We start from the raw sequence: 14,944 nt of genomic DNA on the forward strand, positions 1-14,944 counted from the left end.
TGCACAAGCGCGTTAAAGCTTGGGCATGATCAGCGCTAGCGAGAATCTCGATATGCTTCGTATTGCCGTTGCACAGCTCAACCCTGTTATGGGCGACATTGCCGGAAATCTTGCCAAGGCACGTGCAGCACGCGCAGAAGCTGCCGAATTAAATGCCGACCTTGTAATGTTTACCGAACTGTTCATTGCAGGCTATCCGCCTGAGGATCTGGTTCTGAAGACAGCCTTTGTCGCAGCCTGTGAAAAGGCAGTGAAAGAGCTTGCCAGAGACACAGTCGATGGCGGCCCCGGCGTTATTATCGGTACGCCATTGCAGCGCGATAGCGGCTTGCACAATTCAATCGCCGTTCTCGACGGTGGCGAAATCATTGCCGAACGGTTCAAGGTCGACTTGCCGAACTACGGCGAGTTTGATGAAAAGCGCGTTTTCCAGCCCGGCCCAATGCCTGGCCCAGTCAATTTTCGTGGCGTGCGCATTGGTATTCCGATTTGTGAGGACATCTGGGGTGATCTGGGTGTTGCGGAAACGCTGGCCGAAAGTGGTGCAGAATTCCTGCTGGTGCCTAATGGCTCGCCTTATCATCGCGCCAAGATCGAGCGCCGTTATCAGGTTGTGCTGAAGCAGGTTATCGAAACTGAATTGCCTGTTCTCTATGCCAACCAGATGGGTGGACAGGACGAGCTGGTCTTCGATGGTGGTTCGTTTGCGTTCAATACAGACAAGAGCCTTTGCCTGCAGATGCCGCAATTTGCAGAGAAAATCGCACTGACCGTCTGGAAGCGGGATGGCGACGGATGGCGCTGTGAAGATACTGAAAAAGCAAAACTGCCCGAAGGTCTCGAAGCTGATTACGCGGCCTGTATGTTGGGCCTGCGCGATTATGTGAACAAAAATGGCTTTAAAGACGTCGTTCTAGGCCTATCGGGCGGTATTGACTCGGCAATTTGCGCTGCGCTGGGCGTCGATGCATTGGGCAAGGATCGCGTGCGCTGCGTGATGCTGCCATATCGCTATACGTCGGATGAGTCGCTGAAAGATGCGGCTGATTGCGCCAAGGCGCTCGGCGTGCGTTACGACATTGTGCCGATTGCGGAACCTGTCGAAGGCTTTTTGTCTGCACTCAAGCCTTTGTTTGAAGGTACGGAAAGCGGCGTAACCGAAGAAAACCTGCAAAGCCGCGCGCGCGGCACCATTCTTATGGCTATCTCCAACAAGTTTGGCTCAATGGTTGTGACCACGGGCAACAAGTCGGAAATGTCTGTCGGCTATGCAACGCTTTATGGCGACATGAATGGCGGCTTCAACCCCATCAAGGACGTCTATAAGATGCAGGTCTATGCGCTGTCTGAGTGGCGGAACAGCCATGTTCCGGTTGGCAGCTTTGGTCCTGATGGCGAAGTGATCCCGCAGAACATCATTTCGAAGGCACCATCCGCAGAATTGCGCGAAAATCAGACCGATCAGGACAGTCTGCCGCCTTATCCGGTGCTGGACGACATTCTCGAATGCCTCGTTGAAAATGAAATGAGTAACGCAGAGATTGTCGCACGCGGTCATGCGCTTGAAACGGTGCAACGCATCGAACATCTGCTCAATCTGGCCGAATACAAGCGCCGGCAATCTGCGCCAGGTGTAAAAATTACCAAGAAGAATTTCGGACGTGATCGTCGTTATCCAATAACGAACCGCTTCCGCGACCGCTGAAAGATTTTATAATGACCGTAACCGTTCGTTTTGCACCGTCTCCGACGGGCTATATTCATATTGGTAACACGCGTACCGCACTCTCGAACTGGCTTTACGCCAAAAAGAATAACGGCAGTTTTATTCTGCGTTACGACGATACCGACGTCGAACGTTCCAAGCAGGAATATGCTGACGCTATTGCGGTTGACCTCGAATGGCTCGGCGTGAAGCCTGACCGCATTGAATACCAGTCAAAGCGTTTTGACGTTTATGCGAAGGCTGTCGAGAAGCTGAAGCAGGCGGGGTTGCTCTATGCCTGCTATGAAACAGCAGATGAATTGGAACGCCGTCGCCGGCTGCGATTAGCTCGCCGTCTTCCACCTGTTTATGGTCGGGAAGCGCTGAAGCTCACTGATGAAGAAAAGGCATCTTTTGAAGCAGAAGGACATAAACCGCACTGGCGTTTTCTTCTGCCTAATTTCGAGAGCGACCCGTTCGTAACAACGCGCACAGAAGTCCATTGGGACGATCTGGTTCGCGGTCCACAGACGGTCGATCTTGCATCGATGTCAGACCCTGTTCTTGTTCGTGAAGACGGTACTTATCTCTATACGCTGCCATCGGTTGTTGACGATATTGATCTGGGCGTCACGCATATCATTCGTGGTGATGATCACGTCACCAATACAGGTGTCCAGATTGCGATCTTCAACGCACTCGGCGCTAAATCGCCTGTGTTTGGGCATCATAATCTTCTGACAACGGTTTCGGGCGAGGGCCTTTCCAAGCGCTCCGGTGCACTATCGATCGGCTCGCTGCGCGACAGTGGATATGAGCCAATGTCTGTTGCGTCTCTCGCCGTGCTTATCGGCACTTCCGAGTCGGTTTCTGCTGCTACAGATATGGATGCGCTTGCAGACCGCTTTGACCTTGCTTCCATTTCTAAGTCATCGGCAAAATTCGATCCGGCTGAGCTTGATACGCTCAATCGGGCGCTATTACACGAGATGCCTTATGAGAAGGCAACAAGTCGTCTCGAAGCGTTGGGCATTCATGGTGAGAATGCAGAGCAGTTCTGGTTGACTGTACGCGGCAATCTTGAACGATTTAATGATGCTGCTCATTGGTGGCAGATCATCAATGCTGATTTACCTGAAAATCCTGAGCTATCCGAAGAGGATCGTGCCTTCGTACGTGAATCATCCACGATGCTGCCGACTGAGCCTTGGGACAAACAGACCTGGAAGATCTGGACCGATGCTGTCAAAGCAGCAACGGGACGCAAGGGTAAGACACTGTTCATGCCCTTGCGCTTAGCACTTACGGGGCAGGCGCATGGTCCGGAGCTTGCGGACCTACTGGTTTTGATTGGTCCGGATAGAACGAAGAGCCGACTACTCTGACTTTCGAACTTTCCGTATAAGTTCGCTCCGTCGGCGGTGTAGCTGCTGCCGGAGCGACATAAGCGGTTGGTTGCACCTTTGGTAGAGCCGTGGGCGCATAACCCGTTTCGGGCGTTTCATATGCCGGCACAACGAAATCTTCAACCGGCTCGCTCACTGCGTTCGCGACTTTGGCTTGACCTTGTTTCGATACCTTGCTCGCTGATGATTTCTTTGGTGCAGCCTTTTGCATCTTCCGAGCTGGCATCCAGTTTGCGGAACATGCCTGCACAAACCTGCCAGCATGAGACCTACCTGCAATTGTAGCATTCAGCTCAGAAAGCTGGCTCTCTAGTGTCCTGATCTCTGATTGAAGCTTGTCCGCTCTTGACTTAAGACGCGAGCAACCAGAAGATTTACTTGCAGAAATTCCAATACAGCTCAGTTTAGCCATCTCGGTGCGAGTTCGCGAAAGTTCTGCTTTATTGCGATCAAGCTTTAATTTTGCAGAAGCGAGATTACTCGTTAAACGTGCTTTTTCTTTTGGAGTACATTGCTGTATTGGTTGTGTTGTCGTGCAGCCAGCAACCAACACTGCGGTCGCCATCAGCGCCGCCCAAGAAGATACACGAAAAAAAATCTTATAAGCAATCATCATAGAACAAGCCCGTTCTGTTGTTCGTATGTGTCGATTGTCGTTTATTGCGATTAAAAAAGCATAAACGCCAAGTATGATTAATCATACTTGGCGTTTTTTATTAAAGCGTATTATTTATATTAAAGCAATAGCTTATTTAGCCCTGTCTTTTTACTTCGCCGGAGCGCTGAAGTGCTTCAACAACCGCAAGTGCAGTCATGTTAACCACACCGCGCGATGTAACCGATGGTGTAAGGATATGGGCAGGGCGCGCCGCACCAAGCAAGATGGGCCCGACATGCAGTGCATCGGTAACAGTCTTGACGACGTTCAGCGTAATATTCGCCGCATCGAGATTAGGGAAAACCAGAAGATTGGCTTCGCCCTTGAGACGGGAATTCGGGAACACACGATCACGCAGAGCCTGTGACAGCGCTGAATCACCATGCATTTCGCCGTCCGATTCCAGTTCTGGTGCCTTCTCAGCAAGGATTGCTGCCGCCCGGCGCATTTTCTCGGCGCTTGCCGACTCTTTCGAACCAAAGTTCGAATGCGAAACGAGGGCTGCTTTGGGTTCAATGCCGAAGCGGCTGATTTCTTTTGCCGCCAAAATTGCCATTTCCGCAATTTCTTCAGCTTCCGGTTCAACGCTGACATAAGTGTCAGTGAGAAATAGAGCGCCGCGCTGCGAAATAAGCAGGCTAAGTGCTGAGTAATCGCTGATGCCCGGCAGCTTGCCGATAATTTGCTTCACAACGCGCATATGGCGTTCAAAACGTCCTTCCAGACCGCAGATCATAGCTTCAGCTTCATCACGCATGACAGCAAGCGCTGCAATAGCGGTTGAATTGGTACGAACGATTGTGCGTGCAGCCTCAGGCGTTACGCCCTGACGACCGGTGTAGGACAAATAAAGATCGACATAGTCGCGGTAGCGTGGATCATCCTCCGGATTGATAAGATCAAAATCCTTGCCCGGACGAATCTTCAATCCGTAGCGCTGAAGGCGTGTTTCGATAACATGCGGACGACCGACCAGGATTGGCAGTGCGATGCGTTCTTCGATTACCACCTGTGCGGCACGCAATACGCGCTCGTCTTCACCATCAGCATAAATTACGCGCATTGGTTTGCTCTGCGCGCGCGCTGCAGCGAAGACCGGTTTCATAATGAGGCCGGAGCGGAAAACAAAGCGGTTCAGCCTGTCCATATAGGCTTCCCAATCGTCGATTGGACGCGTCGCAACACCGCTTTCCATCGCAGCCTTAGCGACCGCAGGAGCAATGCGCAGGATCAAACGCTGATCAAAAGGCGACGGGATAATGTGGTCCGGTCCGAAAGTCGGTGTGTCGCCTGAATAGGCGCGGGCGGCTACGTCTGAAGGTTCTTCGCGTGCAAGTGCTGCAATGGCACGAACCGCTGCAAGCTTCATTTCTTCGTTGATCGCCGTCGCACCGACATCAAGCGCGCCACGGAAAATATATGGGAAGCAGAGAACATTGTTGACCTGGTTCGGATAATCCGACCGTCCGGTACAAATCATGGCATCAGCACGTGCTTCACGAGCGGCTTCCGGCATGATTTCCGGATTTGGGTTTGCAAGCGCCATGATAAGCGGCTTGTCTGCCATCTGCTTGAGCAGTTCAGGCTTGAGAACGCCCGCTGCTGACAGTCCAAGGAAGACGTCGGCGCCGCCAATGACATCGGCGAGTACGCGCGCGTCAGTCTTCTGCGCATAAATTTCCTTCCAACGATCCATAAGGGTGTTACGGCCTTCATAGACCACACCTTCGAGATCACAGACCCAGATATTTTCGCGCTTGGCACCGAGATTGACGAGGAGATTAAGACAGGCGAGTGCTGCTGCACCGGCACCTGACGTTACTATCTTTGCGTCTTCGATCTTTTTGCCGGCAAGTTCCAGACCATTAAGCACTGCCGCAGCGACGATGATCGCCGTTCCGTGCTGATCGTCATGGAAAACCGGGATATTCATTTTGGCGCGGAGCTGCTCTTCAACTTCGAAGCACTCAGGTGCCTTGATGTCTTCGAGATTGATGCCGCCAAAGGTCGGCTCCAGAGCAGAAACCACGTCCACAATTCGTTCGATTTCGTGAGCGTCGATTTCGATATCGAAAACATCGATATCAGCAAATTTCTTAAAGAGGACAGCCTTGCCCTCCATTACGGGCTTGGATGCGAGCGCGCCGATATTGCCGAGACCGAGAACGGCTGTACCGTTGGAAACGACTGCTACCAGATTGCCGCGCGCCGTATATTCGGCAGCAGCGGCAGGATCTTCATGGATTGCCAGGCAAGGGGCCGCGACGCCAGGCGAGTAGGCAAGCGCAAGATCGCGCTGATTGCCAAGCGGCTTGGTGGCCTGAATTTCCAGCTTACCGGGCTTTGGATAGCGGTGGAAAAACAGTGCCGCTTCGTCAAAATCTGAACGCGTGGAAGTGGAGGGGGTCTTTTTGTTGGTCATTATCGCATCGCTTTCCGGTTCATACGCGCAGCCGGGAGAGGGAACCGCGCAGTGACGCAAATTTGCGTCTTTTGAGCCATTATCGTTCTTATCTCAAACTATCAAATCACTATAGGCTCGATTTCAAGAAGCAGTTATTCCGCAGCCGCAGGGTATTACAAATGAAACTGCTTCTTTTATGGCGGTAGACATGCCACCAAGCGCTCCTACCAATCAACCGGATTTTGGTTGACGCGCGGAAATGTCCACCTGTTCCGAGTGTTTTTGCGTCCTCTATACGGTAGTGGGCATTATTTTGCGATAAACATTCCTTGTGTCTAAACATCAAAGGGCGCACGACGGTCAGTTCCAATATCAGAATTCTTATATAAGGCTATACTTTAATAGCTAACTAGATTGAACTATTTCGCTCAATTTTTTGAGGATTATACTTAGTGAAATTCAGTAAACAGGCTAAGGATATATGCCATGAGCGCCGGTCTTGAAGATGTGGTCGCAGCTGACACTATTTTGTCAGATGTTGATGGTCTTTTGGGAAAACTTATAATTCGTGGACGGTCTCTCGATAGTCTTGTTCCTCACACTCGTGTTGAGGATTGTATCGAATTATTGTGGGATGGCTTTTTTGATGATTTTCCCAAGGGGGCTGAGCTTCAGCGTGCATTGGGCGAAGCACGCGTTCAAATCTTTCATCATACGGACGCAATTGATGATGAGCTTCTGGATTTACAGCCAATAGAAGCGGTTCGGGCGCTTATAGCGAGAATCCCGGATGGTGATGATCTCACGGCGGCTTTATATATGGTGGCTGCGCCTGCGGTTTTTACGCCAGCTATCATGCGTGCAAAGCGCGGCAGGCAGATGGTTTCGCCTGATCCATCGCTTCCGCATAGCGTTGATATTCTGCGTATGGCGAATGTTCGGATGCCTGAAGAATACGATGTTCAAGCTTTGGATAGTTATCTCGTCTCAGTTTCGGACCATGGCTTGAATGCGTCCACCTTTGCTGCACGCGTCGTAGCGTCGACCCAAGCCGGAATGACATCTTCAATTCTGGCCGCCATTGGCGCATTGAAAGGGCCACTGCATGGCGGCGCTCCTGCTCCTGTCCTCGACATGCTGGACGCTATTGGCAATGTGGAAAACGCTAAGCAATGGCTGGAAGATGCGATAGCCAGAGGCGAACGGCTGATGGGGTTTGGCCATCGCGTTTATCAGGTCAGTGATCCGCGTGCCGACGCTATTAAAGCCGCTCTTTTGCGCGTTCTGGAGAATAAGCGTAAGGACGAAAGCCGGTTGATGTTGGCCGAAGCTGTTGAGGCCGCAGCAATTTCTGCATTGGCAAGCCATAAGCCAGATCGTTCACTTGCAACCAATGTCGAATTCTACACGGCCCTTCTTCTCGAACAGCTGGATTTCCCGCGAGGGGCTTTTACCTGCGTATTTGCTATGGGACGGGCAATGGGCTGGGCCGCGCATTGTCGTGAGCAGATAAAGGAAAATAAACTCATTCGACCGAAGTCGAATTACATCGGTCCAAAACTGGAACTGGTAAGTTAAAATAAAGGTGAGAAATAGCTAACGTCACTGATTGATATGGATGGCTCGTAGTTTCTTTCTACCTTCCCAAAAGGCGCGGAACCTCCGGTTTCGCGCCTCTTTTTTCGTCGTCATATGTTTGTGACATGAATCGGGTTTTCTGCGCTCAAATCCGGGTTTTCCCAAGGTTGCCAACAGAAGGACAACCAAATGAGCGAAGAACAGATCGAGCCAAAGCAATTCCGCACTTTGTTTATCTCGGATGTGCACCTCGGCTCTAAAGCAGCTCAAGCCGAACTTTTGCTGGATTTTCTGCGCTGCCATGAGGCTGAGACTATTTATCTGGTTGGCGACATCGTTGATGGCTGGCGTCTGCGACGCAACTGGCATTGGCCGCAAGAACACAACGACGTCGTTCAGAAGCTTCTGCGCAAAAGCCGCAAAGGCGCAACTATCATCTATATTGCCGGCAATCACGACGAGTTCCTGCGAAACTTTCAAGGCACGCATTTTGGTGGCATTGAAGTCATGAACCGCGCCATCCATGAAACTGCAGACGGTCGTAAGTTTCTTGTTATCCACGGTGATCAGTTTGACGTGGTGGTGCGCAATGCACGCTTCATCGCTTATCTCGGTGATTGGGCTTACGATACGGCAATCTGGATCAACACAGTGATGAGCCGTGTCCGTGCCATGTTCGGATTGCGATATTGGTCATTCTCGGCCTGGGCCAAGTTTCGCGTTAAAAAAGCAGTCAATTTCATTGGCAATTTCGAAGACGTTGTTTCGGAAGAAGCACAGCGCATCGGTGTTGATGGTGTGATCTGCGGTCATATTCATCACGCAACCATCGAGAAGATGAATGGTGTTGAATATATCAATACGGGCGATTGGGTCGAAAGCTGCACAGCAGTTGTTGAGCATTTCGATGGTCGTATGGAGTTGCTGGAGTGGACAGAGCGCCTTAGTCAGCGGCCATCGCTTCCTGTCGTGCAGGAAGGCAATTCCAGTGGCAGAATAATCAGACTTCCGCGAGCAGCACGCAAAGCAGTGAACGGAAGCCGATGAAGAAACTGGTCATCGTCACCGACGCCTGGCATCCCCAAGTGAATGGCGTTGTAAGAACGCTGGCGAAATGCTGTGAACTGATGACCGAACGCGGTTATGAGGTTATTGTCATCTCGCCACAGGATTACCGTTCGGTTCCATGCCCAACCTATCCGGAAATTCGTCTGGCGTTGACAGCACCGTCCGCCTTTCGGCGAAAGCTGGCGCGGTTAAACCCTGATTATGTGCACATCGCAACAGAAGGCCCGCTCGGCTTTATGGCGCGACGTGCCTGCATCAAGATGGGGTGGAGCTTTACGACAAGCTTCCATACCCGGTTTCCTGAATATCTTCAGGATCGTTTTCCCATTCCGCCAAAGTGGACCTATGCGTTTCTGCGTCGTTTCCATAATGCAGCGTCGCACACACTGGTCCCGACCCAATCGATTTTGGACGATTTGCAGGGTCGCGGCTTTACCGGGCTGGAACTCTGGACGAGAGGCGTTGACCGCACACTGTTTCATCCGCGTGATGATGTGGCGAGAGAATTGCCTCAGCCAGTCTTTATATGTGTGGGCCGTGTGGCAACCGAAAAGAACCTGCCAGCGTTTCTGGAACTTGAGCTGCCCGGAACGAAGCTGATCGTCGGGGACGGTCCAGCTTTGGATGACCTTAAATCTCGTTTTCCGAAGACTGTGTTTGTCGGCAAGAAGGAGGGAAAAGATCTGGCGCGCGTCTATGCGTCGGCAGATGTTTTCGTATTTCCAAGCAGAACGGATACATTTGGTCTGGTTCTGCTCGAGGCCATTTCATCCGGCCTGCCGGTTGCGGCATTTCCCGTACCAGGTTCTGCCGACGTTATAGGTGCCACCGGGGCTGGCATTCTTTCTGATGATCTGCACCAGGCATGTCTGAAAGCACTCGAGATGCCAAGCTTTGACCCCGCCGAAGTGCTTAAACCTTTTACGTGGAAAGCCTGTGCAGACATTCTCGAAAACGTACTCTCGTCAACAAAGAGTGTCGCACAGTCAATAAACAGGGCAGACAATCAGCCCCAGACGGTCGCTTCAGGCGGATAAACCAAAGCACCATCATAATGAAGGCCGGGGACGCGATCCTGTGCCAGAAGCAGTGGACCATCAAGGTCAACCACATTGGCTTTTTGTGCGAGTAACACGGCAGGCGCCATCCCCAGCGATGTGCCAACCATGCAACCGACCATGACCTGCAAGCCAAGCGAAATCGCTTTCTCTCGCATGACCAGTCCTTCAGTCAGCCCTCCAGCCTTATCCAGCTTGATATTCACGGCATCGTAGCGCTTTGCGAGGTCTTCGAGACCCTCCGATGTGTGTACGCTCTCATCAGCACAGATAATCACCGGACGGGTGATGCGGCTTAGAATGTCGTCTTTTCCAGCGGGCAGGGGCTGCTCGATCAGAACCACGCCAGCTTTGGCCGCCGCTGCCATGTTTTCTTCGATGTTATCATCCGTCCAGCCTTCGTTTGCATCGATGATAATACGGCTGTTCGGGGCGGCATTCGCAACGGCATGGATACGCTCGATATCGTTTTCACCACCCATCTTTACCTTGATCAGCGGGTAATGTGCGACTTTTGCTGTGGAAACCGCCATTTCCTCAGGCGTGCCGAGCGACACCGTAATTGCTGTCTCAACTGCTCGCGTGGGCGTCCCTAGCATATCAGCAACGCTTTTGCCGGACAGCTTTGCTTCCAGATCCCATAGCGCACAATCCACGGCGTTGCGTGCGGCACCTGCTGGCATGATTGTCTGGATATCCTGACGTGTGGCACCGTTTTCAATAGCGTTGCGAACGGATTCAACCTGTTCACTCACGCTTTCTATCGATTCGCCGTAACGGGCATAAGGAACACATTCACCACGCCCCAACCGGCCGTCCCGGCCAATCTCGCAAACAACCACCACGGCTTCTGTCTTGGAACCACGAGAGATTGTGAATTTCCCAGCGATGGGATAGCGTTCATGAATGATTTTCAAGCTATTGTGCATGGCTATGCCTTTTAGGACGCAGTATTTCGGTCGTGTAACGACTCGTATAAGAGGTTAGGCCATGTTGACCGACGCTGCCGACAAAGCAAGTGCTGCCGCCAATGTCGCGCCAAAGATTGATTTGGCCGAGCATGATGGCGCACGTCTCATCAGCTTGAGTGGACGTTGGATTTCGCAAAGCGTCAGCATTGTCGATAAGAAGATGCGTGAGCTTGAAAAGGTCGGTGGTTCGCAAGCCGTCATCATCGATGCGACGGACGTGGCAGGACTTGATACTGCCGGTGCATGGCTGATTGAACGGCTGCGCCAAAAGCTGTTGTCTCAAGAGATAGATGTTCGTCTTGAAGGCGTTAAACCGGCCTGGCTTCCTCTTATGGAAGAGGTTGGCAATTCTGTCGTGCGCACTTTGGATGTACCGCAGACAAAGAAGCCATTTTTTATCATATCCATGCTGGATGCTATCGGGCGGGGCGTGACCTCGATCTACGAAGACTTCCTGATGGCGATGCACATTCTGGGCGCTACTATTCGCGGCGCTCAGTTGAAAGCGGGGCGCGGAACCGGGATCCCAATTCCAGCAATCGTCAAGCAGATGGACCGGATGGGTGTGGGCGCAATCCCGATCATCATCCTCATGTCAACGATTGTAGGTGCCATTATTGCGCAGCAAGGCGCGTTCCAGCTTCGCTACTTCGGGGCTGAAATTTTTGTCGTAGATCTAGTCGGCATTCTGGTTCTGCGCGAACTCGGTGTTCTTTTGACAGCCATTATGATTGCGGGTCGATCGGGCAGTGCGATCACGGCTGAAATTGGCTCGATGAAAATGCGCGAGGAAACTGATGCGCTTACCGTTATCGGGCTTAATCCGGTTGGCGTTCTTGTTTTTCCGCGGCTTGTCGCCCTGGTCGTGATTCTACCGCTTCTGACCATCATCGCAGACTTGTCCGCTTTGATTGGCGCTGCAGCCGTCGCTTGGTTTTATTCGAATATTTCGCCAGAGGCTTTCATCAGCCGTCTGCATGACGCTGTGGCGCTCAACACCTATTTTGCTGGCCTCATCAAAGCGCCTTTCATGGCAATGATCATCGGCATTCTTGCTTCGGTTGAAGGCATGAAAGTCGGTGGTAGTGCAGAATCACTTGGCCGCCGAGTGACTGCTTCGGTGGTGAAGGCGATCTTCGTTGTGATCGTCGTCGACGGCATGTTTGCCATGTTCTATGCAGCCATTGACTTCTAACCCCTTGGATCCAAAGTTTTATGGGGTCTTTCGGACACAGTCGCGAACAAATCCGAATTAGCGCGGTCCCGAGCGGTTCAGTCGAATCGCAAGCTCGGTTAAAGAATACATATGGAGAATAACATCGATATTCAGCAGGAATTGCAGGACGCAGAGAACAGCGATGCGCCTGTGCCGATCATTTCGGTGCGGGATGTTACCGTTGGTTTCGGCGGGCGTGCTCCTGTGCTCGATAATCTGTCGCTCGATATCTACAAGGGTGAAGTTCTTGGCTTCATCGGCCCGTCAGGCGCAGGTAAGTCTGTGCTGATGCGGACCATCCTGGGGCTGAATAAAAAGCAGTCGGGCGAGATCGAGATATTAGGGCGTAATATCGATAAGCTGACTGAAATCGAGAAGATGGCAATCGATATGCGCATGGGCGTGCTGTTTCAGCATGGTGCGCTGTTTTCTGCCCTCAATGTGCTTGAGAATATTCAGGTTCCAATGCGCGAATATCTCGACCTGTCGCCAAAGCTCATGGACGAACTGGCGCGTCTGAAAATTGATCTGGTCGGATTAAAGCCGGATACGGCCGAAAAATTCCCGTCTGAGCTTTCAGGCGGTATGATCAAGCGTGCCGCATTGGCGCGTGCGCTGGCACTCGATCCAGATATTGTTTTTCTCGATGAGCCGACATCGGGTCTTGATCCAATCGGTGCTGCGGACTTCGATGAACTGATTGCCAATCTCCGCGATACGATGGGGCTCACTGTTTACATGGTGACGCACGACCTCGACAGTCTCTTTGCGATTTGTGATCGCATCGCTGTTCTGGGGAACAAAAAAGTTTTGGTTAGTGGTTCCATTGAAGACATGCTGACTGTAGACGATCCATGGGTAAAATCCTATTTTCGAGGAAAGCGCGCACGTCAGATTGACACATCAGCGCCGAGCAGACGGCGGCCCGGCAGCCGCTTGCAGACTGGATAAGATATGGAAACGAAGGCCAATTACGTACTGGTAGGAGTTTTCACGCTAATCGTCAGCCTGCTGGCTTTCGGTTTCGTGTACTGGATAGCTCGTTTCGGTGAAGCGCGGGATTCAGTTGAGCTCGACGTGCGCATACCTGGATCAGTTACAGGTCTGGGTATTGGTAGTCAGGTCTTGTTTAATGGTATCAAGGTCGGCGATGTCCGCTATCTGCATCTCGACGAAACCAATCCAGGAATGGTGATCGTTAAAACGCGCGTAAACGCAACCACCCCGATTACGCGCTCAACCGAGGCTACGCTGGGCTTTCAGGGTTTGACAGGTCAGGCCTATGTTGAGCTGAAAGGTGGTCGCCTTGACGAGCCCAATCTTCTTACCGAAGCAGCGAAAGAAGATACGGTCGCCCGAATAGATGCTGACCCTTCTGCCGTGAACAACCTGCTGGCAACGGCACAGGATATCTTTGCCCGGGCAAACTCCGTGCTTGGTGAGCTGGAAGGCTTTGCCAAGGACGCACGTGGTCCTTTGACTGATACGATCAACAACACCAAGACCTTCACAGATGCACTTGCCAAAAATGCTGACGTGATTGACGAACTTGGTTCGAACGCCGCAAACATCAACAAGATTGTTTCTGATGCACAACAAATGATGGCGCGCCTCAATGCTGCCTCCTCACGTGTTGAAAGCGTTATTGCAAAAGCAGACCAGCTGCTCTCCAGCGATGATAAAGACGGTGTGGTAGCACAGGCCAAGGCGACACTTGAATCCATTCGCCAGCTGTCGAGCAATCTGGATAAGCGTATCACACCAATCGCCAGCAACCTTGAGCGTTTTTCGGGACAGGGCCTGAGCGATGTTCAGGCACTGATTGGTGATAGCCGCCGCGCTGTGCAGCGTGTAGAACAGGCTGTGACTGACCTCGAACGCAACCCTCAGCGTTTGCTGTTTGGTGGCCCCGGTAGTGTTCCGCAGTATAACGGAAGGACGCGTCATTAATGTCCATTACAGGTTCTGTCGTGACAAAATCCCCTCGCAATTTGATCCGGAATGTTACTGCGCCCCTTCTGCTTGCAACCTTGTTGGCAGGATGCGGAACGACAACGCCGCTCGATACCTTCAGCCTGTCAGCGCCGCAATTGTCGAAATCTGCATCCGCGAGCCGCAAGAACCTTCAGATTCTGGTTCCTGCACCAAGCGCGTTGAAAGCGCTGGATAGCGAGAACATTGTCGTCAACACGGCACCCGGTGCGATTGAGTATCTCAAGGGCGCGCAATGGGGCGACAGACTGCCGAACCTCGTTCAGTCGCGTCTCGTGCAGGCTTTTGAAAACACCGGCGTCTTTGGCGGTGTAGGGCGACCTGGCGATGGCCTCGCTATCAATTACCAGATACTGACTGATCTTCGGGTGTTCAGTATCCAAACCTATGGCGCACAGAGGGCAGCCGTCATCGAAATAGCCGTCAGGCTTATGAACGACAAGAACGGCGAGGTACGCGCAACACGCATCTTCCGTTCAACAGTTCCCGTTTCAGGCACGACCAATAGCGGTTACGTAAAAGCTCTCGATGCTGCATTCGAACGCACTGCAAGCGACATTGTCAGCTGGACTATATCTTCGCTGTAAGTGTCGAAATTTCAGATCATTGAAGGCAGTTCGGGATGAACCGGACTGCTTTTTTTTATCACGTATCAGCGCCGCGCTCCCGCCACGCGGTTATTACTCCGATCTTAGAGCGTAATCCGGCCGGAGTGAAATGAGGGTCGGTAAGATTATGGTTCAAATAAAAGGGTTTAGAGCACCGATCTAATCCAATTAGACAGAGCTCGATTCGACGGTCCAGGACAAACGCAATGCCATTTGGCTTGCAACTGGATAACCAACATAGATCTCATCAAAATAATGCACTGCTTAAAGCAGCGACAAT

Annotated in this window: 12 protein-coding genes; 9 read left to right on the forward strand and 3 right to left on the reverse strand. The window is 52.0% G+C overall.

Annotated elements, in window-relative coordinates:
* Nucleotides 1-25: 25 nt before the first annotated feature.
* A complete protein-coding gene (locus ACSME1_RS00825; RefSeq protein ID WP_105705949.1) occupies nt 26-1,705 on the forward strand; it encodes an NAD+ synthase in 1,680 nt (559 codons plus the stop codon).
* Between the two features lie 11 nt (nt 1,706-1,716).
* A complete protein-coding gene (gene gltX / locus ACSME1_RS00830; RefSeq protein WP_105705947.1) occupies nt 1,717-3,090 on the forward strand; it encodes a glutamate--tRNA ligase in 1,374 nt (457 codons plus the stop codon).
* On the opposite strand, the gene ACSME1_RS00835 is transcribed toward gltX, so the two are convergent.
* Together ACSME1_RS00835 and ACSME1_RS00840 are read right to left on the reverse strand one after the other, a co-directional pair.
* Nucleotides 3,008-3,727, reverse strand: coding sequence for a hypothetical protein (locus ACSME1_RS00835; protein WP_146113555.1), 720 nt, complete (start codon nt 3,725-3,727; stop codon nt 3,008-3,010). The two genes, gltX and ACSME1_RS00835, sit on opposite strands and share 83 nt — an antisense overlap.
* A 136-nt stretch (nt 3,728-3,863) precedes the next feature.
* Nucleotides 3,864-6,191, reverse strand: a complete 2,328-nt coding sequence (locus ACSME1_RS00840) for an NADP-dependent malic enzyme (RefSeq protein ID WP_105705945.1) — start codon at nt 6,189-6,191, stop codon at nt 3,864-3,866.
* 468 nt (nt 6,192-6,659) lie between these two features.
* Here ACSME1_RS00840 and ACSME1_RS00845 point away from each other — a divergent pair, with 468 nt between their 5' ends.
* The 3 genes from ACSME1_RS00845 to ACSME1_RS00855 all read left to right on the forward strand — a co-directional run bounded on the left by ACSME1_RS00845 (nt 6,660) and on the right by ACSME1_RS00855 (nt 9,856).
* Complete coding sequence (locus ACSME1_RS00845; protein ID WP_105705943.1) at nt 6,660-7,751, forward strand: citrate synthase/methylcitrate synthase; 1,092 nt, start codon at nt 6,660-6,662, stop codon at nt 7,749-7,751.
* A gap of 189 nt (nt 7,752-7,940) precedes the next feature.
* Nucleotides 7,941-8,798, forward strand: a complete 858-nt coding sequence (locus ACSME1_RS00850; RefSeq protein WP_105705941.1) for a UDP-2,3-diacylglucosamine diphosphatase — start codon at nt 7,941-7,943, stop codon at nt 8,796-8,798.
* Nucleotides 8,795-9,856, forward strand: a complete 1,062-nt coding sequence (locus tag ACSME1_RS00855) for a glycosyltransferase family 4 protein (protein WP_024898716.1) — start codon at nt 8,795-8,797, stop codon at nt 9,854-9,856. Before ACSME1_RS00850 ends, ACSME1_RS00855 begins: the two co-directional genes overlap by 4 nt.
* Here the strand turns inward: ACSME1_RS00855 and dgcA are convergent.
* A complete protein-coding gene (gene dgcA, locus ACSME1_RS00860) occupies nt 9,826-10,806 on the reverse strand; it encodes an N-acetyl-D-Glu racemase DgcA (RefSeq protein WP_024898715.1) in 981 nt (326 codons plus the stop codon). The genes ACSME1_RS00855 and dgcA overlap by 31 nt on opposite strands.
* 61 nt (nt 10,807-10,867) lie before the next feature.
* Between dgcA and ACSME1_RS00865 the strand changes: the two genes are divergently transcribed.
* From ACSME1_RS00865 to ACSME1_RS00880, 4 genes are all read left to right on the forward strand, one after another.
* Nucleotides 10,868-12,043 (forward strand): ABC transporter permease, encoded by a 1,176-nt coding sequence (locus ACSME1_RS00865; protein WP_024898714.1) that lies wholly within the window; start codon nt 10,868-10,870, stop codon nt 12,041-12,043.
* A gap of 111 nt (nt 12,044-12,154) precedes the next feature.
* A complete protein-coding gene (locus tag ACSME1_RS00870; protein ID WP_036567651.1) occupies nt 12,155-13,015 on the forward strand; it encodes an ABC transporter ATP-binding protein in 861 nt (286 codons plus the stop codon).
* Nucleotides 13,016-13,018: 3 nt separating this feature from the next.
* On the forward strand, nt 13,019-14,014 hold the full coding sequence (locus ACSME1_RS00875; protein ID WP_024898712.1) for an MlaD family protein: 996 nt from the start codon (nt 13,019-13,021) through the stop codon (nt 14,012-14,014).
* The gene (locus ACSME1_RS00880) at nt 14,014-14,643 is read left to right on the forward strand and encodes an ABC-type transport auxiliary lipoprotein family protein (protein WP_024898711.1); all 630 of its coding nucleotides are present in this window, start codon (nt 14,014-14,016) and stop codon (nt 14,641-14,643) included. Before ACSME1_RS00875 ends, ACSME1_RS00880 begins: the two co-directional genes overlap by 1 nt.
* Nucleotides 14,644-14,944 lie beyond the last annotated feature (301 nt).

This window comes from Brucella pituitosa (assembly GCF_965577835.1).
Taxonomy (GTDB): domain Bacteria; phylum Pseudomonadota; class Alphaproteobacteria; order Rhizobiales; family Rhizobiaceae; genus Brucella; species Brucella pituitosa.

Excerpts from the sequence above, each read along its gene's own strand:
- ACSME1_RS00825 (WP_105705949.1), top strand. The coding sequence starts at position 26 with ATGATCAGCGCTAGCGAGAATCTCGATATGCTTCGTATTGCCGTTGCA.
- gltX (WP_105705947.1), top strand. The coding sequence starts at position 1,717 with ATGACCGTAACCGTTCGTTTTGCACCGTCTCCGACGGGCTATATTCAT.
- ACSME1_RS00835 (WP_146113555.1), bottom strand. The coding sequence starts at position 3,727 with ATGATGATTGCTTATAAGATTTTTTTTCGTGTATCTTCTTGGGCGGCG.
- ACSME1_RS00840 (WP_105705945.1), bottom strand. The coding sequence starts at position 6,191 with ATGACCAACAAAAAGACCCCCTCCACTTCCACGCGTTCAGATTTTGAC.
- ACSME1_RS00845 (WP_105705943.1), top strand. The coding sequence starts at position 6,660 with ATGAGCGCCGGTCTTGAAGATGTGGTCGCAGCTGACACTATTTTGTCA.
- ACSME1_RS00850 (WP_105705941.1), top strand. The coding sequence starts at position 7,941 with ATGAGCGAAGAACAGATCGAGCCAAAGCAATTCCGCACTTTGTTTATC.
- ACSME1_RS00855 (WP_024898716.1), top strand. The coding sequence starts at position 8,795 with ATGAAGAAACTGGTCATCGTCACCGACGCCTGGCATCCCCAAGTGAAT.
- dgcA (WP_024898715.1), bottom strand. The coding sequence starts at position 10,806 with ATGCACAATAGCTTGAAAATCATTCATGAACGCTATCCCATCGCTGGG.
- ACSME1_RS00865 (WP_024898714.1), top strand. The coding sequence starts at position 10,868 with ATGTTGACCGACGCTGCCGACAAAGCAAGTGCTGCCGCCAATGTCGCG.
- ACSME1_RS00870 (WP_036567651.1), top strand. The coding sequence starts at position 12,155 with ATGGAGAATAACATCGATATTCAGCAGGAATTGCAGGACGCAGAGAAC.
- ACSME1_RS00875 (WP_024898712.1), top strand. The coding sequence starts at position 13,019 with ATGGAAACGAAGGCCAATTACGTACTGGTAGGAGTTTTCACGCTAATC.
- ACSME1_RS00880 (WP_024898711.1), top strand. The coding sequence starts at position 14,014 with ATGTCCATTACAGGTTCTGTCGTGACAAAATCCCCTCGCAATTTGATC.